At 41.4% G+C, this 25,701-nt stretch carries 24 protein-coding genes and 1 tRNA gene; 18 read left to right on the forward strand and 7 right to left on the reverse strand.

Annotation, left to right across the window (positions count from 1 at the left end; all coding sequences use genetic code 11):
• The first annotated feature begins 117 nt into the window (after positions 1-117).
• A complete protein-coding gene (locus AAGA51_RS06805) occupies positions 118-786 on the forward strand; it encodes a hypothetical protein (protein ID WP_156102095.1) in 669 nt (222 codons plus the stop codon).
• Entirely contained in the window at positions 743-2,329 is a 1,587-nt protein-coding gene (locus AAGA51_RS06810; RefSeq protein WP_042490382.1) for a methyl-accepting chemotaxis protein, read from the forward strand. Before AAGA51_RS06805 ends, AAGA51_RS06810 begins: the two co-directional genes overlap by 44 nt.
• 1,770 nt (positions 2,330-4,099) lie before the next feature.
• On the opposite strand, the gene istB is transcribed toward AAGA51_RS06810, so the two are convergent.
• A complete protein-coding gene (istB, locus tag AAGA51_RS06815; RefSeq protein ID WP_342291560.1) occupies positions 4,100-4,840 on the reverse strand; it encodes an IS21-like element helper ATPase IstB in 741 nt (246 codons plus the stop codon).
• Positions 4,841-4,849: 9 nt separating this feature from the next.
• Complete coding sequence (gene istA, locus AAGA51_RS06820) at positions 4,850-6,382, reverse strand: IS21 family transposase (protein WP_342291561.1); 1,533 nt, start codon at positions 6,380-6,382, stop codon at positions 4,850-4,852.
• A 146-nt stretch (positions 6,383-6,528) separates the two neighbouring features.
• Between istA and AAGA51_RS06825 the strand changes: the two genes are divergently transcribed.
• Both AAGA51_RS06825 and AAGA51_RS06830 read left to right on the forward strand, forming a co-directional pair.
• The gene (locus AAGA51_RS06825; protein ID WP_156102016.1) at positions 6,529-6,699 is read left to right on the forward strand and encodes a hypothetical protein; all 171 of its coding nucleotides are present in this window, start codon (positions 6,529-6,531) and stop codon (positions 6,697-6,699) included.
• Positions 6,700-7,780: 1,081 nt separating this feature from the next.
• On the forward strand, positions 7,781-7,909 hold the full coding sequence (locus AAGA51_RS06830) for a hypothetical protein (protein ID WP_342291562.1): 129 nt from the start codon (positions 7,781-7,783) through the stop codon (positions 7,907-7,909).
• Positions 7,910-8,115: 206 nt separating this feature from the next.
• Here the strand turns inward: AAGA51_RS06830 and AAGA51_RS06835 are convergent, their stop codons facing one another.
• A complete protein-coding gene (locus AAGA51_RS06835) occupies positions 8,116-8,316 on the reverse strand; it encodes a helix-turn-helix domain-containing protein (RefSeq protein ID WP_242506669.1) in 201 nt (66 codons plus the stop codon).
• Between the two features lie 126 nt (positions 8,317-8,442).
• Between AAGA51_RS06835 and AAGA51_RS06840 the strand changes: the two genes are divergently transcribed.
• The 8 genes from AAGA51_RS06840 (at position 8,443) to AAGA51_RS06875 (ending at position 13,156) form a co-directional block, all read left to right on the forward strand.
• Complete coding sequence (locus AAGA51_RS06840) at positions 8,443-8,679, forward strand: hypothetical protein (RefSeq protein ID WP_042482750.1); 237 nt, start codon at positions 8,443-8,445, stop codon at positions 8,677-8,679.
• Positions 8,672-9,883, forward strand: a complete 1,212-nt coding sequence (locus AAGA51_RS06845; RefSeq protein ID WP_042482747.1) for an Arm DNA-binding domain-containing protein — start codon at positions 8,672-8,674, stop codon at positions 9,881-9,883. The genes AAGA51_RS06840 and AAGA51_RS06845 overlap by 8 nt, the downstream gene beginning before the upstream one ends.
• The gene (locus AAGA51_RS06850; protein ID WP_042482745.1) at positions 9,880-10,218 is read left to right on the forward strand and encodes a hypothetical protein; all 339 of its coding nucleotides are present in this window, start codon (positions 9,880-9,882) and stop codon (positions 10,216-10,218) included. Before AAGA51_RS06845 ends, AAGA51_RS06850 begins: the two co-directional genes overlap by 4 nt.
• An 8-nt stretch (positions 10,219-10,226) precedes the next feature.
• Positions 10,227-10,697, forward strand: a complete 471-nt coding sequence (locus tag AAGA51_RS06855; RefSeq protein ID WP_052404566.1) for a hypothetical protein — start codon at positions 10,227-10,229, stop codon at positions 10,695-10,697.
• The gene (locus AAGA51_RS06860; protein ID WP_042482742.1) at positions 10,694-11,383 is read left to right on the forward strand and encodes an ATP-binding protein; all 690 of its coding nucleotides are present in this window, start codon (positions 10,694-10,696) and stop codon (positions 11,381-11,383) included. The genes AAGA51_RS06855 and AAGA51_RS06860 overlap by 4 nt, the downstream gene beginning before the upstream one ends.
• A gap of 75 nt (positions 11,384-11,458) precedes the next feature.
• The gene (locus AAGA51_RS06865; RefSeq protein ID WP_042482739.1) at positions 11,459-11,785 is read left to right on the forward strand and encodes a hypothetical protein; all 327 of its coding nucleotides are present in this window, start codon (positions 11,459-11,461) and stop codon (positions 11,783-11,785) included.
• On the forward strand, positions 11,758-12,303 hold the full coding sequence (locus AAGA51_RS06870; RefSeq protein WP_167828596.1) for a hypothetical protein: 546 nt from the start codon (positions 11,758-11,760) through the stop codon (positions 12,301-12,303). The genes AAGA51_RS06865 and AAGA51_RS06870 overlap by 28 nt, the downstream gene beginning before the upstream one ends.
• 508 nt (positions 12,304-12,811) lie before the next feature.
• Entirely contained in the window at positions 12,812-13,156 is a 345-nt protein-coding gene (locus tag AAGA51_RS06875; protein ID WP_217995501.1) for a hypothetical protein, read from the forward strand.
• Here the strand turns inward: AAGA51_RS06875 and AAGA51_RS06880 are convergent.
• From AAGA51_RS06880 to AAGA51_RS06890, 3 genes are read right to left on the reverse strand one after another with little or no spacing between them, the layout of a single operon-like run.
• Entirely contained in the window at positions 13,146-16,322 is a 3,177-nt protein-coding gene (locus AAGA51_RS06880; protein WP_042482733.1) for a tyrosine-type recombinase/integrase, read from the reverse strand. The genes AAGA51_RS06875 and AAGA51_RS06880 overlap by 11 nt on opposite strands.
• A 1-nt stretch (position 16,323) precedes the next feature.
• Positions 16,324-18,822: a hypothetical protein gene (locus AAGA51_RS06885; RefSeq protein WP_042482730.1), complete on the reverse strand. Its 2,499-nt coding sequence runs from the start codon at positions 18,820-18,822 to the stop codon at positions 16,324-16,326.
• 20 nt (positions 18,823-18,842) lie between these two features.
• Positions 18,843-19,397, reverse strand: coding sequence for a hypothetical protein (locus AAGA51_RS06890; RefSeq protein WP_255209369.1), 555 nt, complete (start codon positions 19,395-19,397; stop codon positions 18,843-18,845).
• Positions 19,398-19,551: 154 nt separating this feature from the next.
• Here AAGA51_RS06890 and AAGA51_RS06895 point away from each other — a divergent pair.
• From AAGA51_RS06895 to AAGA51_RS06910, 4 genes are all read left to right on the forward strand, one after another.
• A tRNA-Val gene (locus tag AAGA51_RS06895) sits at positions 19,552-19,627 on the forward strand.
• A gap of 452 nt (positions 19,628-20,079) precedes the next feature.
• Complete coding sequence (locus AAGA51_RS06900; protein WP_146742601.1) at positions 20,080-20,406, forward strand: PilZ domain-containing protein; 327 nt, start codon at positions 20,080-20,082, stop codon at positions 20,404-20,406.
• A gap of 295 nt (positions 20,407-20,701) precedes the next feature.
• Entirely contained in the window at positions 20,702-21,661 is a 960-nt protein-coding gene (locus tag AAGA51_RS06905; protein WP_042482721.1) for a response regulator, read from the forward strand.
• Complete coding sequence (locus AAGA51_RS06910) at positions 21,661-22,617, forward strand: sensor domain-containing diguanylate cyclase (protein ID WP_042482718.1); 957 nt, start codon at positions 21,661-21,663, stop codon at positions 22,615-22,617. The genes AAGA51_RS06905 and AAGA51_RS06910 overlap by 1 nt, the downstream gene beginning before the upstream one ends.
• 69 nt (positions 22,618-22,686) lie before the next feature.
• Here AAGA51_RS06910 and AAGA51_RS06915 read toward each other — a convergent pair whose 3' ends face one another.
• A complete protein-coding gene (locus AAGA51_RS06915; protein WP_052404565.1) occupies positions 22,687-23,589 on the reverse strand; it encodes a DMT family transporter in 903 nt (300 codons plus the stop codon).
• Between the two features lie 298 nt (positions 23,590-23,887).
• On the opposite strand from AAGA51_RS06915, the gene pxpB reads away from it, so the two are divergent.
• Positions 23,888-24,505 (forward strand): 5-oxoprolinase subunit PxpB, encoded by a 618-nt coding sequence (pxpB, locus tag AAGA51_RS06920; RefSeq protein WP_342291563.1) that lies wholly within the window; start codon positions 23,888-23,890, stop codon positions 24,503-24,505.
• Positions 24,502-25,437: a biotin-dependent carboxyltransferase family protein gene (locus AAGA51_RS06925; protein WP_042482712.1), complete on the forward strand. Its 936-nt coding sequence runs from the start codon at positions 24,502-24,504 to the stop codon at positions 25,435-25,437. The genes pxpB and AAGA51_RS06925 overlap by 4 nt, the downstream gene beginning before the upstream one ends.
• Positions 25,438-25,701 lie beyond the last annotated feature (264 nt).

Here is a 25,701-nt window from a genome sequence, read left to right on the forward strand (position 1 = left end):
AAAGCTATTTATCAATACAAATAAGGTTAAAACACTATTTACTAAAATTAAATTATTGTTTTTAAATTATTTGGGTAAAGTTAATTGATCATGCAATAGTTTTAAAGAGGATGCTTTGTGAATAATTTAATAATTTCTATGGTTTTAAGTGTCATTTTTTCCATGTCTGTGTTTGCTAGTGACCAGTTGACCAAAGGTGTTTTGACATTGTCTTTTAGTGATGGTAGGCCTGATGTACATGGTGTAAGTTACGTTAATAAAGAGCTTGAAAAAGTAGGAGTAATTGTAACTAAAGTCGATATTCCTACTGAAGCACATTTGTTTATTGAAGAAGCAAAAATCAGAGCTTTAAGTGCAGGAGAAAAGTCAAAATTATTAGAAATTTTTTCGCTCCGTCGAGTGGAGCTTTTGAATCAAATTAAATTGGCAGGTAGGGCGCCTGCAGTTCCTCTGGGGGGCTTTTTGGCAACTTCGGAGCCTAATGTAGAGCCATATCCGAAGGTTTATGATATGAAATCTATGCCAAATGATATGAAATATTTTTTACAACATAAATTTGGGAAGCTTCATGTTAATAGCTCAAATGAAGGTCAGGGAATTGATGAGGTTATGACCATTATTTCTGGTGGAAAGTGGACATGGTTTTTTGTACTAGAAGATGGTGTTGTTGGAAAATTGACTCTTGGATATGTGGACAAACTTGAATCTGCTTGGCGAATATCATATCCAGGCCTAGTTCCTCATGGAGTTTTTTCTCTCAAAAAATTACTTAAGTTCATTTGTTGAAAACTATAGAAATGAGCTGATTGAACAAAAGAAAAAAGAGTTGATTAGTTACTTGGATATATCTACTTCACCACTCTATAACTACATTTTTGACAAAGATAATGGTAAGGAAAAGGCTAAGGAATACTTAGAGTCAATAATTTATGATAATGGTAATTATTTCTTTGGAGTTGATTCTAATGGGATTAGTGTATTTAATGGTGATAATAAGTCTTTAGTCGGTAGTGACATATCAGGTTTTAAGGATGTTAAAGGTAATAGAGTAGTTAGTGATATAATACTAGCCTCAAAGAATGGTGATGGGTTTAGTTATTTTTATTGGCATAAGCCGGGTTATACTGAAGAAGTACAGAAGATAGCTTATTCTATATATATTAAAGAGTGGGATTGGATTGTAAGCACTGGGGTATATGTTGATGACATTGATGTTGCTGTTAGAGAGTATTCCGAAAGTAGAGTTCAAGAACTAGGTTATAAAACCAAGCTGTCTCTGGCTATAACTTTTCTGTGTTCTAGTCTTGTCGGTTTTATAATTTATCTATCTATGAATAAAACAATGAATCCTCTTGATGAGATTAAAAATGAATTCAAAAAATTAGCATCAGATAATCCAGATCTTACTTACCAAATGAAGATAAGGTCTAATGATGAAATAGGTAATATAGCCGAATACTTTAATGAGTTTTTGAATAAAACAAACAACATGATTTGTAGTTTGGAAGAGTTTTCTATTGATCTTCAAAATAAAATAGATCAATATCAGATTTCTATAAATAATATAGAAAATGTAATTGAGTTATATGTCATTGAAACTGATGAAATGACCAAGTTAATTGAAGAAATAGCAAAGTCTTCTAAAGATGTTTCTTCCCATGTGGTCAACACTACTCATTTAATATCTACTGCAGATAAGCAGGGAGAGCAGGCATCTTCTCTTATTACATTATCTGCAAGTAGTGTTAATGAGCTTATCAAAGAAGTCTCTCAATCTATGGAAATATCAAAGGGGATAAAGCTAGAGTCTGAGAGTATAGTTAGTGTTTTGAGTGTGATAAATGAAATAGCAGACCAAACAAACTTACTAGCATTGAATGCGGCGATCGAAGCCGCTAGAGCTGGTGAAAACGGCCGTGGTTTTTCTGTTGTTGCAGGTGAAGTTCGAAGCCTTGCTAATAGGACTAAGTCTAGTACTGTAGAAATTGAAAAAGCTATGCATTCATTGAACGATGGTAATAGAAAAATGTTTCGCTCGATGGATAATACTTCTATAAGAAGTAAAGATAGCATTGAAAAGACTGAAAGCATTCAAAATAGTCTATCGAACATTGTATCTCTAGTGGGTGAAATCAAATTGGCCAGCAATGAAGTAGGTAGTGCTAACCAAAAGCAAGAATCACTGACATTAGTTGTTGAACGTAAAGTTAATGGTATTATTGATATGCTTTCTAGAGCAAGAGAGTCAAGCGCGAAACTTAGTAAAGAAACATTAGACCTAACTAATATGAAAGACGAACTAAAGGAGATGCTTTCTAAGTTCAGATGAAGAGTAATCAAGGCAATGATCCGCCCCAGCAGTTTTGGACACTGAGTTAAGTGAGTACAATCACTAACGAGGTGAACAATGATAAATACAGGTCTTATCGTACATACAACTCATATTCAAACTTCATACATCATTTATGCGCGTTCCTTTTAGCCTGCCATGCAAGAGATTTTGAAAACAAAAATATTACGAACAAAAAAGGTATCGAGAAGAATCAGTTCATTGATTACCTAATCACGGAGGATGTTTATCGTTTGGTTAATGGGAGAATTGAGCGTATTAAACGTGGCAAAGCTCCAAGTTATGGAAATGACATTTCTCACTATGAAAATCTTCTACCCATACCAGTGTCATTTGCACAAGAATTCAGGGGGTATCGCAACAAGATAGCGGGCCATGCTTCTTAACAACGCACCAAAGGTCTTAATCTAACGGACTTCTATTTAAAGCACCATTATTACATGTACTTACTGTACGCAGATGTTTGTGAGTTTAGGGGGCGAAAGGGAGATGACTTTCCCGAACTTGAAGATGTTACAAATTTCATGAAAGCTATGGCGCGAGACTGAACTTACAAACGACTAAGGTTTCAAGGTGTTTTTTCTAATCTGGTAAAACTTTTTTAGAACGACACACCTAAAACACTTTTGTCCAGAACCGTTACGTTCGGCACGCTCTAACTCAGAAGTGCCTCAATATGTGTTGCAGCCGTACTGTTAATTCAATAAGACTGACTAATGGCTAATTGTGCAGCAGCTTGTTTGAACGAATCAGTCTGAATCAAAAATACCCCGTACATCAATCTTGGCATAGAGCCCTGAGTGCCTTCTTAGCTCAGTTATTGGCCTACTTTTCTTATAACATGATATGTAATCAACTTTGTTTGATATGTTATATCAGACAAAGATTTTCGGGTTTACATGTAATTACTTAAGATACCCCCGCATTGAGCTGATACATGAACGATTCAAGGGGGTGACATTTCAATTGATTACGTGTGTTCAGCTCCCAGATTTACACTTAATTGGAGGCGCTACAGGTAGAACAACTGATGATTTCGAATCATACATTAATTACTGTGAATAATATCTTCGGGCACTTCCAAAGACTAGGTGAAATTTGTCTTGGGAAGCGGACAACAGATTTTAAAATTTGGTCGAATTACAAACTCAATTACTAAGGCGTTATTGTTAAACGAAGAATAACAATGAGTTATGATGTAAAAGTGATATGATAATAGTCGAGCCTAAGATAAAAATGTCTCACTTAAGGCCAAACTGAGATTTTACTTAAGAACAGTATATGATTAGTGGCCTTTATTTTGCGATTTTTAAGTTAATAGTTATATAACTAGCTGTTATATAATGAGATATACTGATTTTCAAGGCAAGGGAACAAATGTCTTTTGTTGTCATTAAAATTAATGGTGTTTGTATTTTAAGTGATTGAATTTAATGAAAAGTATCAATTTCACAACGTGCGTTTCACAACGTGCGTTTCACAACATGCGTATTAAACTCACAACTGCCCCGAAACGTGTTGAGTGAAAGATACTTAAAAACTCATGGTTTCAAATTTGACAAACTCCCCCTAATACCTGAACTTATCCATACGGACGACGATGAGGTACTTATGGATAGGCTCAAAATTCTGCTCATGGCAGTAATATGCTTGATGCTTTTCTTGTTGCTTGCGTATTCCGGTGATTCCGGACACCGGCTCCGGTTTAACCGGACGCCTCATATCCCTAGCTTTTCTCTAACCCTATTTTTACTCTACCTGTCCGGATTGCGCCAGTTTTCTCATTGATTCTCCTCCGAGTTCTATTCGGTGACTGTTGTGGATTAACCTATCCAGTAAGGCGTCAGCAACCGTGGCATTGCCTATCATGTTGTACCATTCTTTAACCGGAAGTTGGCTTATCATAATGGTGCTGCTGGTTTGATAACGATCCTCCAGAAGCTCCAGCAAGTGACCTGCATGATCCGGACTCAACTTTTCCATTCCCCAGTCATCCAAGATCAGAAGTTGTTTTCTCGACAGAGCCAGAAGTTGCTTTTGGTAAGTCCCGTCAAGGCGACCTGAACTCAGGTCATCAAGTAAACGGCTGAGCCTGTGATAACGGACACTGTAGAGCTGGTCGCAAGCTTGAGCTGCAAGTGCACAGGCAACGTAGGTTTTTCCTGCTCCCGTCGGTCCGGTGATCAGAACGTTTTGTTTCTTGTGCAAGTAGCTCCCAGTTAATAGCTCACTCATTTGAGTACGCTTAAGTCCTCGTCCTTCTTTGTAAATAGTCTGACTTGGCAGAGCATCGACCCGGAGTTTAGCTTGCCCTTTCAGGCGCTGGATTTTGGCCTGATTTCGTCCCAACACTTCGCTTTCAAGCAGCAGGCTTAACCGCTCTTCGAAGCTCAGCTCTGCATAGGTCGATAACTGCTCTTGTTGTTGCTCCAGAGCCGAGGCGGCATGGCTCAGACGCAGTGATTTGAGTTGTTCGCTTATTGTGTTCATCATTCTCTCCTAGTGATAACTGTTGGGTCCGCGCACATTGCTGTGTTGGATGTCAGGGGTGGATTCCGGAGTCGAAGACAACAGGCCTTCCCGGTGATTTTCAAGCAAGTTTCTGATGAACCTGAGATAGGGTTTGTTCACCATCAGAGCATCTTTACATGCCTGCTCTAAGCGAGCGTCACCGTATTTTTTCGTCAGGTTGAGAAGCCCAAGGCAACTGCGATTGGCTTGCGCAGGATGCGCTTTCGACATGAGTAATCGGTTGACCACTTCTTGTGTCGCTGCGCCGATCCGGCCTCCCCAGTTAAGTAACCGCTCTGGTGACCATTTTTGATATTGATGATTGCTGGGCATATGCTCCGGATAAGTACTGATCCCATGCTCTTTTTTACTGGCTGGGTGCTGAGAGATCAGATTACCCTGATGGTATATCTGTATCAGCCTGGAAGTGGCTTCAAGCTCAACGTATTGGCCCACTAACTGATGGGGAACAGAGTAATAATGCCTTTTGTATTCGATGTGATAATCCGGCCCCACTTTGGCGCGTTTGATTTCTGTGTAGAGATAACGTTGTACGGGGAGAGGTTTTAGTGCCGGCTTATCCAGAGTATCGAACAGCTCCTTTCGGCTGGCTCCCAGTTGTTTCATCTGTCTTTGGTTCAGTGAGTCCATTAACTCCCGGATAGAGAGGTTTAGCTCTTTGAAGGTATGGAAGGTTCGGTGACGAAGCCGCATCATGATCCAACGCTCAACGATAAGGACGGCATTCTCAGCCTTGGCTTTATCTTTGGGTTTATAAGGGCGTGCTGGCATAACGGCCGTGCGGTAATGGTACGCCAACTTGCGGTAACTATCGTTGAGCTTGGGTTCGTAGCGGTCCGTTTTGGTCACCGCGGATTTTAGGTTATCAGGTACAAGCAACGCCGGAACGCCGCCGAAGTGTTCAAAGGCATTGGCATGAGCTTCCAGCCAGTGCTCAAGTCGCTGGCTTTCACAGGCTTCAACATAGGTGTAGTTGGACGCACCTAACGTCGCCACGAAGATCTGAGCGTTGCGGATTTCTCCGGTTTCAGGGTTCACAACCGGGATGGTTGGCCCACAGTAGTCGATGAACAGTTTGTCACCGGCCAGGTGGCTCTGACGCATACTGCGTTTTTGTTTCTTTAACCAACGAGTGTAATGCTCGCAGAACTGGCTGTAACGATAAGCTCTCTCCTGATATTCAGCCATATACTCTTCCCACAGAAGATGTTTGCTCATGCCTTTGCGTTTCAGTTCGACAAAGCTCTGGGCGAAGTCCGGCATCACCTTTGTGTCACTGGTTGTTTTGTCTCGGTAGAGAGTCTGAGCCAGTTCGGTATCTGAGCAGCTTTCGGGAAGTGGCCAAGTCATTGCGCTTTGCTCGAAGCGGGTCAGTATTTCTGAGATGGTTGAACGACTGACTTTCGTGCAGGAAGCGATCTTTCTGGTCGACAGATGGCACTCATATTTAAGGCGTAATACCTCTTTGATGTTTGTCATAGATGTTCTCTTTTTCGGCATTATCACTTCCTTGCTACGTTAATATGCATAACAAGAATAGTGAGTGATTGATTTAAAAGAGAAAAGAGGGATATTCCGGAGTAACCGGACAGGGTTTCCGCTCAACCGGACAGCGATTCCGGAGTTAGTGGAAAAATGGCTGGTTTATGCCGAAAATAGTGTCCGGATTAAAACGGAATGGGTGTCCGGGGAATCCCGGAAACGGTGGCTGGATTGCTCCGGAATACGCATTGCTAATGGAACGTTCGATTTTGATTGTAAAACAATCAGAGCCAACAACGAGAAGTGACTATTTACTTAAACTCATCTATATCTAGAGCTTATTTGAAAGCTGCTGTAGGCTTTGAAGTTGTTGAGTGTGAATAACTTTTGCCCCGTTCCTTGTTTCAGCGCTGACTTTCATGATCATTACCTACTCATTATGCTATGATTAATCTAATGTCATTTACGAGTCGAGATGTGAGCATTAATCGTACTCAAATAGCGTTGTACGAAATTTTCCAACAAGTACGAGCATTAAGATTTGCTACAATATTATCTAGGCATGGAATCAGAATAGGTTACGTATGAGTACTGAATTTATAATAGCAATGGGGATTCTTTTAGGTGGTTCGTTCGCGGTGGCTACGTTTGCTGTAATATATGATAAGAATCGAAGTAACAAATAGAAAAACATTAGGTTAGCTCTATAGCTTGTGTCTATAGTAACTCTGTTTGCACCGACTACATAGAGTTACTATAGACAGTGTTCAAATTGTAATATCACATAGAACACTTTCATCCGTGAATTCCTTGTTATAATTGAACGATATGGATGTCTAATACTAAATTTATAAATGGAAAGAATTAATCTTCAGCAATAAAGAACGATTCATTTAAAAAGCGGCAGTATCTACTTCAAAAATAACACATGTCTCGCATTTTTAATGCGGTTAAAGTGGTTGTTTATTTTTGTTCAAAGTAACAACTTTGTACTTACCCTCTTTTATTGCCAATTTACAGGCTCGCGTCAACTTATGCATTGATTCAACCTTGCGGTGATTTGTAATTATGGTTTTTCGTGAACCCATGCTTTTACCTATATAAAATAACCATCTTAATATTGAAAATACTAGATGATCACAGGCTGCCTTACCAGATATTTATAGCGCTACAAACTTTAGGTGGTTTGTAAGCTTTGTTTGTCGAACAGTTGGGGAGTATATCCAAAGCAGCCCGTATCCTTGGTTGCTCCCGCCAATCCCTTTACACCTTAAAATAATGGCAGAAGAAGAGCCATTATGTCTGAAGCGGATTAATAAGCCTCTGAAACGCAGTAAGAATCGTATCCCAGAGCACGTAGAACACAAGATTATAGAGCTGACGTTACAGAATGCACACTTTACATTGATGCAACTAATGATGGAGTTAAAACAACACGGCATCAATGTGAGTATCGGCACGATTAAAAATATCTGGAAGGAAGAGAAACTCAATACCAGAGAGCTTAGGATTATGAAATCACAATCGCTGAATATCGATGTGTAAGGAGAGAAGTATTAATCCAGACCAGAATGTAAAGGCATGACAGAATCGGCTGGTACTTATCCCGTCATCTTCCCTCAGTAATGCCAGTACCGTTGATCAGATTTGGTCATCCGATAGGCTGGATTTATAAGCTGAAATTTTCTTCTAGAAGAAGACAGGGAGAACTATTTCGACAATGCAAACACTGACTTCTGGCAAATCAAAACTCAATCACTATCGGGTAAATACTCGATCACATCTTCAATCTTACAGTCAAAGAACTTACACAAGGCTTCAATGGTGGTGACGCTGGTATGGTATCCGGTGTTATTAGCAATTTTTGACATAGCTGAACTTTGAATACCTACTTGCTCAGCCAAATAAGATAAAGTTATACGTCTCCCTTCGCGCTTAGACTTCTCTGCCACTAATTCCCTAATCTTATATCTAATCAAATTCTTATTACCAAATGTTCGAATAAATGTCTTGATAAGACGAAAAATGACTCGTATATTTGTCTTGAGAAGACGAAAATAAGTCAAAAGGAGGTCTCTATGAACCAGACACTATTAACGGTGAAAGAGCTCGCAGTTCGGATCAAATATAGCGCCAACTACATTAATGCAAAACTGCGAGACTCAGTATTTATCGAAGGTAAACACTACATTCGACCTTTCCATGGTAGAAAAATTCTATACATATGGGAAGAGGTAGAAGTGGAATTATACCAGAGTGCGACACGAAATGCGGTTTATATTCCGATGGCGGCAGGGAGAGTATGTTATGGGTAGCGTTAATGTAAGGGGAGGCAAGCTATATATCGATTTTCGTTATTGTAAAGTGCGGTGTAGAGAACAAACGTTACTCAATAATACAGCCGCTAATCAGAGGAAACTCACCAAACTGCTAAATCAGATTGATGCGGATATCAGGTTAGGGTGTTTCGTTTACAGCGAATATTTTCCTGAGTCGAATCTTGCATCTAAGTTCGTCAAGCAAGACATCCTGGCTCGGCGGAAGAAAGAAGAGTTGCTCGGCGCTTATAAAACGGCTTCGCAGGAGCTGCAGGGAATTACCAGCATTCCCTTTGAAGATTTTGCCCACGAATGGTTCGGTGAAAATGAGGTTCGCTGGAAAACCAGTTATGTGAACAGCATGAAAGTGTATTTGTTTGGTTATCTCGTACCTGAGTTTGGCGATGTGAATGTCGATCAAATTCAGCGGCCAGATATCCTCAAATACCGAGCAAAGTTAATGCAGACCAAACCGGATGGAACGAAGCTCTCAACCGATTTTGTCAATCATGTCATGACACCTCTTCGCATGATATTACGTGAAGCGGCTGACCGCTATGGGTTTCGGTGCCAGTTTGAAAACATCAAACCATTGCGGGTAGAAAAGCGCGATGTGAATCCGTTTACTTTGGAAGAAGTGATGGATTTCTTAAATGTGGTGAAAAACGAGTATCGCAATTACTTTCTGGTACGTTTTTTTACCGGCATGCGCACCTCAGAAATCGATGGTCTGAAATGGCGATATGTGGATTTTCGTTTAGGGGTAATTAGTGTCCGTGAAACCTATGTTCAGGGGAAGATGGATACCACGAAAACCTTGGGTTCTGCTCGTGATATTCATATGTCGAGTATAGTGGTGGAAGCGCTCAATGCTCAGAAAGAAGTGACTGGGGCAGGAGAGTATGTCTTTTGTAACGCCGAAGGTAATCCTTTGGATAAAGGTAACATTCGCGACCGGGTTTGGAAGCCAACCTTAAGGAAAATGGGCTTACCTTATCGTCGCCCGTACGAAACTCGTCATACTGCCGCGACACTCTGGTTAGCGGCTGGTGAGGCACCGGAATGGATTGCCCGTCAGATGGGGCATTCCAATACCAAAATGTTGTTCGAAATCTACAGCCGTTATGTTCCCAACCTGACTCGTCAGGATGGCTCAGCATTTGAACGCTTACTGACCCAGGTGAAGGAGAAAAAACAATGAAATACAACGCCATGACCGTTCATTGTGCCAGCTTATGCCTAGACGTATTAAATCAGGGACACTTCTTTCGTTACACCACGCCCGATATTCTGGCGTTTAAGTCGGAAGTGAAAATGCAAATTCGTGTGCGACTAGAGCCGGTATCCAGTGTCATATCGGATGAAGAGGGAATGATTGATGCGTTAGCGTCAGGGGTGATGAATGTACTGCTGCATTGTCACTTCACTGCTGGGCGTGTATCACCGGATTTAATTTTGGGCTTGATACAACATCAATTCGATGATTTTGTCAAAGAGCGGAAAGCTCGACGTGATACTCAGGGTACTTTTGGATAGGTGAACGCATGTTGGACTACTTAGACCGTCCCATTGCTTTCCATCGTGCGTTTGTTCAGTTGGGCATCGGTATTACCGGTGCTTTACTGCTCAGTCAGGCGTTATACTGGTCAAAACGGACTAAAGACGCTGAACGATGGTTTTATAAATCGATTGAAGAGTGGGGTGAAGAAACTGGGATGACCCGCAGAGAGATTGATACGGCTCGTTCAAAGTTAAGAAAACTGGGTATTCTGGTGGAGAAAAAACAAGGGGTGCCGTGCCGGATATACTACCGGATTGATGAGCCAAACTTGATTGGCTGTTTGGGGCAAACTAGTATGGCGGATTGCGCCAATCCAGAGTATACCCGTCTGCCATACTGTAGTGGCGAAATCCGCCGACCTATTACAGAGAATACACAGAGATTACCAAAGACTACAACAGAGACTGCTTCGCCGAAGAGTGAATTTGGTTTACCTTGGAGGTTAAAACGATGAGTCACTTCACGTCGATTCTCAAATATATTCCTGCTCATATCACGCCAAAGACGGTTGAAGAGATGGAGCACATTCGTCGCCATAGTCAGCCGAGTGTTGATATTACAGCCTCATCACGTTCAGTGATCGGTGAGGTAAGAGGGGTTGGTGCCCGTTTTAAACAATGCCGTTTGGAGAACTATAGGAGCCACACTCCAACTCGGGCAGACGCAGTCAGTACCTTACAACGTTGGATTGAATGGGTTAGCCAAGGTATGGATACCAACTTGGTATTGGCTGGTTATCGAGGATCTGGAAAGACGTATCTGGCAACGGCGGTGATGTATTCACTGAGTGATTTGGGACTAAGCAGTGAAATTATTTCTTTCCATGATTTGATACTAGAAATTCGCAGTACTTATCGCTCAAGTACCACCCAATCAGAATGGCAAATACTTCAGCGTTTAACTCAGAGCGATGTGCTGGTGGTGGACGACTTAGATAAATCCCGCCATTCAGCCAGTGAGCAGCAAACGCTTCAGACATTAATCGATAAACGATACCGCAATCAATTGCCTACGGTGTTAATTACTCCGTTACCAGGTCAGGCATTTTGCTCTTTAGTCGGAGAAGTGGTGTTAACTCGATTACGACAAGGTCAGTTAGTGTGGATTGAGTGTGTTTGGGAAAATCACTATTTCCCCTGATAAACGAGATAAATTGTTTTACTCCTGTCCATCTCCTTGCTATCTTTTGACTGTATAAATACACAGGCTTTGTAAATGAACGACGATATTATTGAAACGTATCTTCCTGGTTATACCCAAGCGGATGAAGCCACTCGTCAAATGCTTTGGGATGAAGCTTCAGCGGATACGCTCTACCAACTCAACGCTGAGATTCAACTGCTCCGGGGAAAGGGGGCGGATAAACTGTCGATGTGTGAATGGGGTAGAGAAAAGCAGGAAATTGGGCTATATGGCGACTTGCTCAGCTATGACATTGAGTTTTGGCATCAACAGCAGCGTGCTATAGACAACCAATATACCCCTGATGAACCTGAGCAAAATCCACAAGGGTTATGTCAACTACTCCCCACGATTATCTGAGTTTGTATCGTGGAGATTGGATCCGCTTGTTTTACCAGGGCCAGTTTACTTACGGTAATCTCTATTCCGCCACCAATTTTATTCTCGAAGAAATGGAAGAGCGGATCGAGCAGTGGCTGGAAACGCACTATCCCTACCAGGTTACTATAACGGTAGAGCAGGGCAGTCAGGCACATGATAATCGAGCAACGTTCTCCAATGATAATCCAGTTCACCAGCGACACTACTTGGATGTGAAACGCTATCTTCAGGATCATCATGCCCAATTTCAACACCAATTAACGAGCAAGCTAAACAGAGAACCGGTAGCGACGTACCTTATCGATCGCAAAGATGACGGTGGGCATCCAATTGTGGATTTTATCTGCCATAACGATACCACTTTACGTTTAGTCCGGCCGTGTAGTTTTGTGAAGGATATGATGCGCTATCAGAAAAACGTTGATACGCTGACTCCTTACATCGACGAGCTTGAACGTACGTGTTTGCAATGGATTGATGAGCAGAAATGGTCTTAGCAGCAGAACGACTATGAAAACCGTAGAAAATGGCGCTAAGTTTATTGAGCATCCCGAATCCAGCGGTGATTGAGCGAGCAATTTTATAGCGTTCCCCATGATAACTTGACTTGAATTCATGATCTCATTTGTTTATTTGGAGTGTTAATTAATTATAAGTTCCAGGAAGGATTAATCGTCTGAGATACACCCTCGAATTTTTTCACTGTCATTAACACGTTCAAATATCAATGCCGTATCGGTACTCTCAGCAAGACTCACCCTAAAGATACCTACATATCTCAGCAAATTAAATCCAAGAGCACGCCGTCCTTTTGCAAAGACAATCATCTTTCCGTTAGGGCATTTGCTAACATCTTCTTTTTACTTAATTATTGATAGCTTGGCATCCTCATTATCATTTAAGGCCTGCTCATGAATTCTTAATCCATCCGCACTCAATTCGTTATGCCAAATACCGTTTTCGTAAAGTCTTGGAAACCAAATTTACACACTCCATGTATGCCGTTTGGATAAATGGCCTGAAGAAGTTGTTCGTACATTTGATGCTATGGATGAAGATCCAACGGTTTATCATGCCATGAATGGTCCCAATGAGTTCCACGTTATTGGTTCGATGAAAAATTGGGATGTGATCCCCCGTTTAGGCAAAATTCAGGTACCAACACTACTTATTTCGGTGCACTACGATGAGTCGGCCCCTGAGTGCGTACAACCGCTTTTCAGCCATATTCAAGATTGGAATGGACAGTATTTCCTAAATCGTCTCACATGCCTCATGTTGAAGATTCATGATATAGGCAATGTATTTTATGCAAGCAAACTGCAAATCATTGGCGCCATCATTCGATAGTGATTGAATTGTCCTTAGCCTCTTTGGTTTTTGTATAAATTGCTAACAATCGTAAAAATGTAACAAACGCCCTAGTTCTTTGCGGCGTTTCAATGATGTTACCTTCACTATCAATGCGTTGATTATCAAATTTGCTTTGTAACAGGTGAATACTGACTGTGCCAGGTGGATGATATTTGAGGAATCTACCAGCATCACTGAGAGTGGTTGTAAATTTGGCGGATGTCTTTATATATTGCTTCAGAGCTTTCGGTACTAGGACTTCAACCGTTATATTGGGGAAAATTCGACTTCGGATAGTATCGTCCCAGAATAATAGATGTTTTTTGTACGTATCTATCTCATTCGCATCGAAGTAGGTCTCGCTCGGGAAATACCACTTGAGTTTGACGTGACGTTCTTTTAAGCCAATCAGTTGGATTAGCTTAAGTAGGAGTAAGGCTGCTTTTTGATTATGGGTTCGGATCAACGAATCTTGTGCCCCTACCAGATCGTTTAGTATTTCACTAAGCGTCGTAAAATTGAAATCTTCTGGAATCGCATCGTTTTCAATGGCGTTTTCAAACATCTTGATAAGACTTTCAATCGTTTTTACATTCCCTCGGTTTAGTTTGGCATAGTTAGCCAGTGGTGGAAGTGTATACTTTGATCTGCACAATGATGATAGCACGATAGATTCATCGGATTTGACGATGGCCTCGACCGCTAATGTATCAATACCGGTTAAGTTGGCGATATCAGAAGATTGTTGATCCTCGGCTAATAATTGAATGATTTCCCAAACTGCACTTAAAGAAACGGTTTGTTTCATTTCAATCGACTTAGTTAGCCCGAGTTGTGTGATTGCTTCATCAAGGCTTGAAACCAGCGATGCTGGTTCATACGTGTCTGGAACGGCGGCCATGAGATTGTGTTTTGATGTGGGTACCGACTGGAGCCTACCTTGATCACTAATTCGTATGCCTTGGCCCCAAAATCGACGTAGCAAAGTATCGGATGGTTGGTGGTTGGAAAATTTAGTTCGTTGAATAAATTCACTCAGATGAAAATATGATGAGGTAGTGACTTCTGGTGAAGAATGACCTAGTAAGCCGGATAATGCCCAGAGCTTTTTACGTGAGAACGGAGCGATGGCGAGACGTTGACATAATCGTTGGTGATTGTCTTGGGCGAAAAATTTATGCTGGCTGAATGAAAAATCGGCTAATTGTGAATGATCGGCATAGTTGAGGCGAATCCAGGTCCAGTTGCAGAAGGAATGGCGACAATGATGGTATCGAATTTCAGGTTCACCGGTAACAATTTTCATAATTTCTGTTAGCAGCGAAAATGCTTCATTTAATTGCCTGGTATCTTTAAAAATGAGTGATTTCTCTTGGGTAAATTTGGTTTTGGTCACGTTGAGATAGCCAGTTAACTCAAGTAGAGATTTTTCAGGCCATAGACAATCAAGCGGTAGGTTTCTGGAGCTTTCACTTGATTTGAGTTCTCGATATTTGTTGGGCCGTACGTGAAGATTGGCATACCGAGCGCCCTTAATCGTGAAATCGGCAAACTGCAGTCCGGCGACTTCACCGCGGCGTAATCCGCTATAAAATCCTAGGTAAAAACACAATTTGGCGATTTTGGACGTAGGAGTACCGATTGAATTACAGGCTTCAATGATACGCTCGGCTTCGTAGTGAGTGATTAAATTGGCATTAACACGATGGCCAATTGAGGGAATATCGATATCAGATAAACACAGGTTTGTAACAATGTCACTTTCAATTAAGAACTCAGCGAAATAGAGAACGAAAGATTTTTTGGTTGAGGCTATTTGTTCCGCCACAATATTGAGTTTTTCCGCCCAATCCAGGCTCTCCATTTTTTTTGGTGCACAACCGGAAAACTCTTGAATGAATGGAGCTGCAACATAACTAATATAGGATTTGATAGTAGTTAGACGTAGACGCTTTTTATGTTTTCCACCAAACTTAAGCAGATGATACATCCATGAAAGCACTATCCAGCCCCAGGGGGCACTTGCTGCTATATCATTACTTTCTAACCTCGGTCGAAGTTCATTTTGTAACTTGGTACTGATCCGAATGCTTTCGGTTAACGAAGTTTTAATGAGTTTGCCAGTATAATGTTCGATTACCTCAATTTGCTCAGCAGTAGTGAGTTCTTCTTGTTCTAGAATGGCTTTCTTTCTTAATCTTTCAGCCGATGTTGAACCAGTTGAAAGCCATGCGACCTTTTGCCGAACCGGCATTTTTCGTTGTTCATAGTCCTCTTCATCTTGTTTAACCCGTTGGTCGGTCAGTAGCCTATAGAGTGATGTCTGAGTTAATGAGGTTGTGGGTAGCGCTGCTTGGCAAATGGAGTATTCTGCAGGACTGACAGTAAGGACGAATTCATTTTTAAATGCGGAGCGCAGATCGACAAACCGTAGGTTGTATATTCTAGGCAACAGTCTGTACGCATGAAGTAGAGCATTTATCTCTGACATGACATTGATCCTGACTTTTGAGCTGTCGTTCCAATAAGCGGTTAAGAATAATTCCGCCATTGGGGACAACCAGTAGCGTTGCCCCTTGGTTTCAACTAACCAGTGTTCACCAATTCGATAGAATGTGCTCTTTTTCGTGAGTAACTGCTCTATATCTTTTGATTTTTTGATTCCTTCTTTTATTACTAGCCATAACATAAGAACGGCTTGGTTTTGCTTTGGATGATCCAAATAGCGGGCAGTCAATGATTCATTTTCAACCAGCTCATAGATTCTGGCCTGCAGTCGCGACATTAAAAAATCATCGGGCTTGAGCAGCGGAAAATCTTGCCTGATATGACAAGTCTGGCTAATCGGTGGGGCGGTGATGCCTGTCTGTTTTTCTATGATACAGAGTAAAAGTTCCAACAATTTAAGCTGGAGATTGTGATCTTCGAACCCTTTGCGAAAGGTCTTCTGAATGGTATTTAGTGACTCGGATTGTATTTTCCCGTTTTCGACCAAACCATGTTTCTGGGTCAATGAATAAACATCATTAGTAATGTTTAGTTTGCTGGGCAAATCAAGCTTTTCATTGTTGGTTAACTTGAGATATTCGCCCGTTTCTGATTGAGCCGCCCGTAAATAAGCGCTTTGTATCTCCAAATTGAGTACGTCACTTAATCGGCGCATATCAACCTCTCTTACGTGTTATTAATGACGGAATGGCCTCCCAGCTGAGTTCTTCCAGCATTTCGTCCAAAACCGGTAGGAGCTGTTCTATTGCGACTTTATGGCTTAGAGAGGAACATTTTTCGAGTGGTGTTTCACCGTTTACCCAATGGCCCAATTGGAATTTTACTAATTCCTGATGGACATTCGATAGTTGTAGATAACGGCGCACGTAATGTCGCCCGAAATTTAGTGGCAAATTGATATATTCACTGAGGTAAGATGGTCCTGAATTTTTCGTCCGGAAAAAGGTGGGATCATCTTTATCCTGGATAAATAAAAAGAATAGTCCATCATTTGCGTGTGAATTCTTCGCGGTAAGGAACCATTCGATTCGGTCGTTTTTATGTGGAAGATCTATTAATTGGTGATCGCAGGTTTGCGCATAAAGTTGCGTTGATTGAGCCGGGTATAAATGGCTAATGAGATTTGCCAGTGTTTTCGTATGCCGTTGATAGTGCAGTAACTGCGATTTGAGAACGGTTGGGCACACGACAACTCGGGTATGAGAAAACGTCTTTGATGAATCTTTATCTGAAATACATAGGGCATGATAGCGCAATAGCAGCAAGTCAAAACTGGGAAGCGGATTGTAAACTGCTCTATAACCTGACGCATTCACTAACATGATCAGCGTATAGGCCGTGTATTGATTATGATAGTCGATCAGATTACTTAAATTTTTGACCACATCAAATGCAGAGAATTGTTTCAAGTGGGCTAAATGATGGTTAACCCAATCTTTTATTGCTGCTCTGGTTGGTGTGAATTGAGATCCAATTCCGGTGGTATCTAAATCTAGTTGTAATTCAGGCAATACTGGTATTTGAATGTCAGTATCGTAGCCCCTCATCTGATTAAACATATCCAACCATATTGCTTGGATTCGGCAATTAATTTCAGTTTCAGAATACCAGGCATAATGGCGAGGTGAACGACTATAGTAACTTAGCTCTCCCCTTAACATTTCCAGGATAACCGGATCGTGTTTTTCTGTAGCGATTAAGTTGTTGATGAGATAGTTCTCAATCCGCTTTAGACTGATTTGGCAACGATGGCGCTGATTGAGCTTTTTTAAATAGGACTCTATGGCTATTCTATAGGCATTGACTGATGGCTTTCCTGAGAACTTTGTATGGCCACGTAAGTTGCTTTTGATAAACATATTATAAAAATATTGGGGGAGAGCTATGGCGGCGACGGTTTGGTTTTTTAGTAGGTTGGGGTTATCTGAATGCTTGCCTCTTTTAGCTGTAGGCTTTGGAGCAATTTTTAAAATTAACTCCGATTCAGTAACGATAAGCCCGAGGTTGTCATTACTAGTACTGTGATGTACGTCTAAGTTGCAGACGTCGCTCAGATTTCGCCCTGTAATCAAGATGAGGTGCAGAATGCATTGAATATCGGTTCTGGGGATTTTGTTTATGAGCGTGGTACGTTGAGAACTGCGGTCATGCCATAGGTAAATGAGTTCATTAGGCTGTAGAAGGTTACGCGCAAGCGGCGTAATGTTATGACTCCTACTAACACACTTCGATATCCCACGGTTCTTGTGATTGATTTTGGCCTTGTCTTTAATGACGGATACATCGGGTAATTCGTGTTGCGGCTTAGGTAAAACTGGCTGTTCAGTTTTGATAATGCAAAGTTCTGGATAATCTTCATCAGCGGATACTCCAGCATCAACAAGTGGTTTACTCAAACCACGTTTGAGTAGTGAGGCGGTAAATAAGTTATCCGAACCGATCACTCGTTCTATTTTTTTTCGGCTGTAGGATGAACGGATACTTCTTTGAGATATACGAGAAAAGCTCTTTCGTTTTTTCCAATTGAGCCGGTAAAAATGTTCTAAGTCTCGCAGGTAACCAACACGACTTGATGAGCCTGACTCTTCGTCATTTTCGCGTTCTTGATCCATCAGAATCTCACGAACCTGAAGGATCTGATTGGCCGTATCATCTATTGAATTTGAATTAAAACATCGTCGGTCGATGACCTCATCGGTATAAAGAAGCCTGAAAGAGCGAATCGAAGTTTCGGTGCGGTCTTCCGTGATTATTTTTAATTCATTATTGTAATAATGACTGAGAAAAAATAATAATGCCGAGGCGGCTTGTGGCGTCTGGTGGTCATCAAAAATAAATAGCAATGAATACAGTGGGCGTCGACTCATCCATCCTTTTGCATGAGTTGTATTGCTGTATTTCTGAAAGAAGGCTTCATTCACTTCTGAAAATAATTGGAGTAATTGACGGGCAATATCTTGTTGGATGTCGAACAACTCACAGAATTTCTGAGGATGAGTATCAAAAAGGTATTCAAGCAACGAATGTACTTTTTGTAAGCCCCGGAAATCTTCGGGACAATCGATGGCTTCAAGTAATTTTTCGAGTGGGTTAAGAAGATGACCTGGAGCAAAAGGTAAAAACGCTTGTATATCTTCAATGGTTGGCGTTGACATGAATTTATATCCTTATCGAGCTACAAATCGGCTTTAGAAATGGATAAAAAGTTTGCCACTTTCTCTGCTGAGTTAAGTTCAGGAAATAAAGTTAGCCACTCATCTGATTGGTAAATACTGCGTTTGCCTTCGTCCTTTTTGAACCATGACCGTAGATAAAAGCTAATTTTTTTTGTGTCACTGATAAAGCATTTAGAGAGCAAGTCGTTAGTCAGATCGAATAAGACGATTGCACGTTTTATGCTTGAAGATGGTTTCTTTTTTAGTGCAAATACCAATATAGAAAAGTCATCGGGTAGGTAGTGTTGAGCAATCGCACTGCGGAGTCTGGTGAGGGTAAATGAACCGGTCAGAGCTTTAAATTGTTTACGGTACCGATAACAAATAATCGGCGATTGCAGAGATAGCAAATTGAATAGGAATGCAGATTTATCATTTGCTTCATTTGAGGTTCTTAATCCACTTAAAGGATTCGCTTGGGCAAACAGATCTTGAATTGTATCGTCAGAGATGAGTTCTTTGACCGACACTCGGATGAGCTCTACATTGTCGAGTAGGGTAGCATCAAATCGCATAATCTCGTCTTTCAAAATCGCCTCACATCAAAAATAATCTCCGATATAAGAACTTTAATTTTATGACCGTTTCGTGTCCACATTGCGCCATAAAGTTGAGATCTTCATCAAGGGTAGGAGTCATTTTTCTTGTTAAAATGAGGAAGTGCCGTTAGGGTGTATGGATAAAGTTTATCATTAATGTCTTGACATGGTAGGGGTCGGCAGTTCGAGTCTGCCTAGACCCACCAAATTTTCGATGAAGCCCGCATCTCTGCGGGCTTTGTTGTATCTAGGCCCCTGCGATTTTCCCCAAAGTTAAATTTAACGTGAAAACAAACCTATTTAACTGGGTGGTTCCAAATATCATTTCTTTGACTGCCAGTTTTGGTATTTCTAGCCGAAAGAAAAATGAAAATCTGGATCAACTGTATATTGCGAAAAGTCGTGGATGAAACCGTGTTGAGCTACGTAGCGACAGTTGTTCCATATTTTCTCTTATCAGTTAACGTTTTCTTTTATTTGGATTACACTCTTTGCCCTTGTTCGGATGCTTCCGACAAAAAGAGTAGAACATTCACCTCTACATCCTACACTTTGATCTATATGGTGTAGCGCCTGTTTAAACAAACAACTAAAGTTTATTAAGTGCAGAGTGAAAGCTTGTTGTTTAACTTTAATTGCCCAAATCTAGAGTAACGCCGTGTCAGTCACATCCTTTACCAACCGTCGAAAATCGTCCCGCATTGAACTTAAAGCAATGATTCCCGCCTCTTGTTTGTTTAACCGCTGGTTTAAGCCTGTAATCCAAGTTCAAGTTGTTGATGTTTCTAATCACGGTATGAAGCTTTTTACTAAAGACTATTTAAAGTTATCGAACGCGACTATTCGCATTGATGCATTAAATGAAGGAGTGAAAGGCAAAGTGGTATGGCGACACGAAAGGGATGGTGGCTATATGTGCGGCTTTATGGTGCAAGAAGGAAATGAAATTTCTGAGGAAGACATAGCGTACTTAAGCAATTTATAAAAGAATCAGATTTGGTTCGATATTTAGTTGCGCTGGTTGGAAATATCGCAAAGAGTCTGTCTTAAAAATGATACTCAATGCAAATTTATTCAATTAACGAAAGCGAAATGCTGAACAATTTCAGCTCGCTAGATCCCTTTGACAGAAGGACTTTAGTTCATTTTTTGTCTAATTCCATAGTTTAAATTCAGCAATTTCTGATTATTGACGACGGCGTTTTGGCATTGAAGATGACTTTCTAATGTGAGTATCATTTAACAGTTTTAACGAATGGCCCAATGTGCAACATTAAACTATGAACGTTCTAATCTGTGATGACTCTGCATTAGCTAGAAAATCCTTAAGTCGGACTCTTGTTAATTTTTACGATATTGAGATTTTTTTTGCGGAAAATGGCAGAGAAGCACTAAGTGTACTCGCTCATAACCGAATTGATGTTTTGTTCCTCGATCTGACTATGCCAGTGATGGACGGCTATGACGTATTGGGCATGCTACCTGTTAATTCATATCCGACCAAAGTCGTTATTATCTCTGGTGATGTGCAAAAAGCGGCGAAAGAACGTTGTTTTGCATTGGGCGCGTCTGACTTCATCGAAAAGCCTTTTAAAATAGAGCAGCTAGAGGCCGTATTCAAAGGTTGCCATGTTGGAAATTCCATTCATAAAAGCATAACTTCAGAACCTTATATTGATTCAGATTCGAAATTTAGAGAACTGACCAATATCGCGTTAGGTCGTTGTGTTGCGCTTATTTCAGATAGCGTAGGAGATTTTATCAACATGCCTTTACCTGCGGTTGGCATATTAGAGCCATCAGAGCTGGAGATGGCCGTTCACGATGTCTTATATAGAGACAATGTGAATGCCGTAACACAGCGTTTCACAGGCGCAGGTATTCACGGTGAGTCTCTGGTGACTATCAGAGGCAAAGAATTCGCCAAAGTGGGCGAGCGTCTTGGTTATCCGCTGCAAGATGCAAACAGCAACGAATCATTACTTAACATTTCCAACCTAGCGGTTTCTACCTTTCTGCGAGTATTGGCAGAACTCATCATGGTCAGCTTCACTCTACGTCAGCCAGTTTTAATTAACAGCTACGAAAAAGAGCTGCTTTCACAGCAAAAGATAACCAAGTCTGCTTTTACGGTCGAGTTTTCTTATTCCGCTGAAAATCTCGATTTCCAGTGTGACATCTTGCTGTTGATCGACATGGAATCCGTAAAAGTAATAGATAAATTGATGGAATCTTTTTAATGCCGAAATTGACTGTAAATGTGCGGGATTTCCATTGGGGGATCCAAGCGTTAGACACTATAGACGTTGGGTTAGTGGTTATCGATATCAACTATGAAGTGTGCCTATGGAACAGTTTTATGCAAAACTATTCGGGCATTGTTTCTACCAAAATCATGACCAAAAATCTATTTGAAGTCGTTCCGGATCTTCCTGAAGAGTGGCTCAAAGCCAAAATAGATGCGGCAGTCAAATTAGACACAAGAACCTTCTCCAGATGGGAAGACAGACCTTACGTCTTTCATTTTAAAAACTACTCACCTTACACCAACAAAAGCACAATCATGTATCAGAACATGGTGGTCACTCCGTTGAAATCACTCAATGGCGATGTTTCTCATGTGTGCATTATGATTCAGGATGTCTCGGATATTGCGAAGAATAAGCTGCATTTAGAACAATCAAATCAGCATTTATCAACCATGAGTCGTACTGATGGCCTGACGCAATTACTCAACCGCTCTTATTGGGAATCTCTACTGATGAAAAAGTACGAGAAAATCATTGCGACTGAAGCACCTGCGTCATTAGTTATTTTTGATATCGACCATTTCAAGAAGGTCAATGATACTTTTGGTCATGCTGCCGGTGATGATGTTATTCGCAAAACCGCGGAGGTGTTGCGTAAGACAGCGAGAGCTTCTGATCATTGTGGCCGCTATGGCGGTGAAGAGTTCACAGTGTTATTACCAAACACCACTGTTGACCAAGCGAGGTACTTTGCTGAAAGGTTGCGTAAGCGTATTGAAGCTGAGGTTGTCAGTACCGAACAAGGTGAAATCCGATACACCATTAGTCTCGGAGTTTGCGCATTTGATAAGAGGTTCCGTACACATTCGGAATGGTTAGAGCATGCAGATAAAGCGCTGTACGAGTCAAAAGGGCAAGGACGAAATCAGACAACAGTTGTGGCGTAAAGCCATTCTTCAAAAGCCAAACCGGAACTACAGGAGAAGTAAGATGCGATTTGGCTTTTATTCTTCTCTTTATCTGGACATTAAACTGAGTCGTTTTGATTTCTTCTGGGATAGAAGTAGCCCAATGAATATCAGAGTTAGCGCGGAATAAGTTGACGAGTTTATTGGCTCTCCCAGCAAAATTACACTGATGATCATGCCAAATACAGGCACCAGATAGTTATTGAACGAAGTGAAGGTTGCCCCCACTTGTGCCAGCAAATTGTAAAGTAAGAAGTAAGCAAAACAGGTACAGGCCAGTGCCAATATCAATAGCGCGGAAAGAGAGCGAACGTTAAAAGTGAAGGTGCTGACGTCATCAACCAGTAGCGCAATCGGCAAAGAGAACACCGCAGAGCAAATCAAAATACCTGCCGCATTCGCGAGAGGGTGGTACTGGGTGATTTTACTTCTTCGAGCATAAACAGCCGATAAACCATAGCAGCAAGCCGCAAAGATAACCGCCAGTTGTGCCAATATATGCGCGCCAAAACCTTGCAGAGCATCAACACCGATCAGCACAACCACACCACCTCCGCCTAGTACCACGCCCACTAGTTTGTTCAACGACATCTTCTCGTCATCCGTTAAGTAATGAGCGAAGATTAAGGTCGCGAGAGGAATTAACCCCATCAGCACGGAAGCCAATGCGGCATCTATGTATTGCTCTCCCCAAGTAATCAAAAAGAATGGAACAATATTGCCGATAACCGCCACGACAGCGTAGTGCTTCCAAACCTTTAACTCAGCCGGAATACGCAATTTAAAAGCCCAGATAAATACGGACATAGCGATGGCAGATAGAGTTAAACGTATAGCTACCGTCAATATGGGAGAGTAGCTTTCTAGAGCTATCTTAAGGAAAGGGAACGAACTTCCCCAAATCGCTGCTAGAAATAGAAGCATCAGATAGTGCTTTGCATGAACCTGCATCTTATTAATCCGTAAATTCACTTATAAAGAGCGTACTGCTCGTGAGGCTTGTCACGCCAAAGACTCTGCGTCTTCGTGTTCACAATAACCATATCTAAACAAATTGACAACATGTTAAAAGTCATTACGATTTTGAAGACATACAGCACGTAAAGAACGAATCTGACGAGTTTTTGAGATAGGGAAAATCTGTAATGAAGTTGGAACTGACAAGAGTAAATGACCAATGAAGGTAGAGGTTTGTCGGGTTTCCGAAACAAGTTTAATTATCTACTTTGGGCACTCCATAGATTTGGAATTGATCGAGCGAATTGCTGCGTTTAGTCATATGGTGCAGGAAAGATATCAAGACAAAATCTATGAAGTGATTCCTTCATACACTACGCTGTTGATCGAATACCATCCTCTGAAAATAGATATCAAAGAGTTGATGCAGTGGTGTCAATCGCAAGCTGACCAAATAGTTAACAACAAAACATTGTCATCGAAATCTAAAACAGTGACGTTTCCGGTTTACTATCATCCTGAGGTTGCGCCGGATTTGCAGAATTTAGCTTCAGAAAAGCAATTAAGTGTGGAGCAAGTCATACAACTTCACAGTCAGAGAGAATACACCGTTTGCGCAATAGGTTTCGCGCCGGGCTTTGCTTTTCTGGGAACGGTTGACGCGCAAATCGCAACGCCTCGCCATGCAGAACCGCGTTTGAAAGTAGCTAAAGGCAGTGTAGGAGTTGCTGATCAACAAACGGCCATTTACCCGCAAGAAACACCGGGCGGCTGGAAGATTATTGGCAACTGTCCCTTAGAGTTGTTCAATATCAACAGCGAACCAATGATGCCATTTGAAGTGGGGGATAAAGTGCGTTTTGAACCTATTTCAAGGGAGAAGTTCTTGGATCTCGGAGGTGTTGTATGAGCGGCTTACAAGTTATGTCGTCAGGTATGTTAAGCCTTGTTCAGGATTTAGGTCGATACGGAGTCGCTCATCATGGGTTAAGTACTGGTGGGCCAGCAGATCTTCATGCGCACTGTTGGGCGAATCAATTGCTCGATAACCCAAGCAATGCTTCCGTGTTAGAGATCACCATGGGCAATGTCTCGTTTTTAGCGCTCGATGACATCCTAATGTCGCTAACTGGTGCTGACACCAATCCGCAAATCGATGGAGAGCCTATTGCTACTTGGCGAAGTTTTTTGCTGCGTAAAGGGCAAACACTCAAGCTTGGTTATGCAAAAACGGGTTTCCGTAGTTATTTAGCCGTTGCTGGTGGAATTGATGCGCCGAAGGTTTTTGGCAGTAGTGCCACTGTAGTGCGTAATCAACTGGGCGGCTTAGGAGTGCAATCGGGTAGAGCAGTACAGAAAGGCGACATTTTGCCAGTTTGCAAAACATATACAAATGATGGCAAGCCATTTAACTGGGTACCAAGACTTTTTATTCCCAAATACTCCGATGAAGTGAGTTTGTCCGTGATTGAATCTTATCAGTCACACCTTTTTAGCCGCCGAGCAAAGCAGACGTTTTACGCCAATCGCTATCAGATAAGCGATAAATCGGACCGAATGGGTATTCGGTTACAAGGCGATCCCGTTCAAATGGATTTAAGCGGCGTAATATCAGAAGGTATAACCTATGGCTCTATCCAGTTTCCTTCTAACGGTCAGCCGATCATTTTGCTCAATGATCGTCAGACTCTTGGGGGATACCCAAAGATTGGTTGCGTGTCGAGAATGAGCTTAATGAAACTCGCTCAGGCGCGACCGGGCAGTACGATCCATTTCTATCGCGGTGATATTGAACTTGAAACAAAGGCATATGGCGAGTTTATGAATTTCTTTTCTCTGTAGCCTAAAAGTATTATCTGCATCCTCTTTTCTACATTGGTGGCTTTGACATCAAAGCCATTCAGCCTTGTTATATTTTCCCTTGTTTATCAGCGATATTGCGCTTTTGATAGATTCAATAAATCAATCAAGTGTTAAATAAGTGTTACATCTGGCATATGACTGCTGATACATATTTAGTCGTAATTACTTGCAGCCTTAAAAAATTAGAACTAGACGTTTATAGGTACAGAACTAAGAAACCGCACACCGGTTCATAAACTAAAG

This window comes from Vibrio diazotrophicus (genome assembly GCF_038452265.1).
In the GTDB taxonomy this organism is placed as follows: Bacteria; Pseudomonadota; Gammaproteobacteria; order Enterobacterales; family Vibrionaceae; genus Vibrio; species Vibrio diazotrophicus.

What these genes read in the sequence shown, in the direction of transcription:
- AAGA51_RS06810 (WP_042490382.1), top strand. Translation starts at nt 743, where the DNA reads ATGGAGTTTTTTCTCTCAAAAAATTACTTAAGTTCATTTGTTGAAAAC.
- istB (WP_342291560.1), bottom strand. Translation starts at nt 4,840, where the DNA reads ATGAACACAATAAGCGAACAACTCAAATCACTGCGTCTGAGCCATGCC.
- istA (WP_342291561.1), bottom strand. Translation starts at nt 6,382, where the DNA reads ATGCCGAAAAAGAGAACATCTATGACAAACATCAAAGAGGTATTACGC.
- AAGA51_RS06825 (WP_156102016.1), top strand. Translation starts at nt 6,529, where the DNA reads ATGCCGAAAATAGTGTCCGGATTAAAACGGAATGGGTGTCCGGGGAAT.
- AAGA51_RS06830 (WP_342291562.1), top strand. Translation starts at nt 7,781, where the DNA reads ATGATGGAGTTAAAACAACACGGCATCAATGTGAGTATCGGCACGATT.
- AAGA51_RS06840 (WP_042482750.1), top strand. Translation starts at nt 8,443, where the DNA reads ATGAACCAGACACTATTAACGGTGAAAGAGCTCGCAGTTCGGATCAAA.
- AAGA51_RS06845 (WP_042482747.1), top strand. Translation starts at nt 8,672, where the DNA reads ATGGGTAGCGTTAATGTAAGGGGAGGCAAGCTATATATCGATTTTCGT.
- AAGA51_RS06850 (WP_042482745.1), top strand. Translation starts at nt 9,880, where the DNA reads ATGAAATACAACGCCATGACCGTTCATTGTGCCAGCTTATGCCTAGAC.
- AAGA51_RS06855 (WP_052404566.1), top strand. Translation starts at nt 10,227, where the DNA reads ATGTTGGACTACTTAGACCGTCCCATTGCTTTCCATCGTGCGTTTGTT.
- AAGA51_RS06860 (WP_042482742.1), top strand. Translation starts at nt 10,694, where the DNA reads ATGAGTCACTTCACGTCGATTCTCAAATATATTCCTGCTCATATCACG.
- AAGA51_RS06865 (WP_042482739.1), top strand. Translation starts at nt 11,459, where the DNA reads ATGAACGACGATATTATTGAAACGTATCTTCCTGGTTATACCCAAGCG.
- AAGA51_RS06870 (WP_167828596.1), top strand. Translation starts at nt 11,758, where the DNA reads ATGTCAACTACTCCCCACGATTATCTGAGTTTGTATCGTGGAGATTGG.
- AAGA51_RS06880 (WP_042482733.1), bottom strand. Translation starts at nt 16,322, where the DNA reads ATGCGCCGATTAAGTGACGTACTCAATTTGGAGATACAAAGCGCTTAT.
- AAGA51_RS06885 (WP_042482730.1), bottom strand. Translation starts at nt 18,822, where the DNA reads ATGTCAACGCCAACCATTGAAGATATACAAGCGTTTTTACCTTTTGCT.
- AAGA51_RS06890 (WP_255209369.1), bottom strand. Translation starts at nt 19,397, where the DNA reads ATGCGATTTGATGCTACCCTACTCGACAATGTAGAGCTCATCCGAGTG.
- AAGA51_RS06905 (WP_042482721.1), top strand. Translation starts at nt 20,702, where the DNA reads ATGAACGTTCTAATCTGTGATGACTCTGCATTAGCTAGAAAATCCTTA.
- AAGA51_RS06910 (WP_042482718.1), top strand. Translation starts at nt 21,661, where the DNA reads ATGCCGAAATTGACTGTAAATGTGCGGGATTTCCATTGGGGGATCCAA.
- AAGA51_RS06915 (WP_052404565.1), bottom strand. Translation starts at nt 23,589, where the DNA reads ATGCAGGTTCATGCAAAGCACTATCTGATGCTTCTATTTCTAGCAGCG.
- AAGA51_RS06925 (WP_042482712.1), top strand. Translation starts at nt 24,502, where the DNA reads ATGAGCGGCTTACAAGTTATGTCGTCAGGTATGTTAAGCCTTGTTCAG.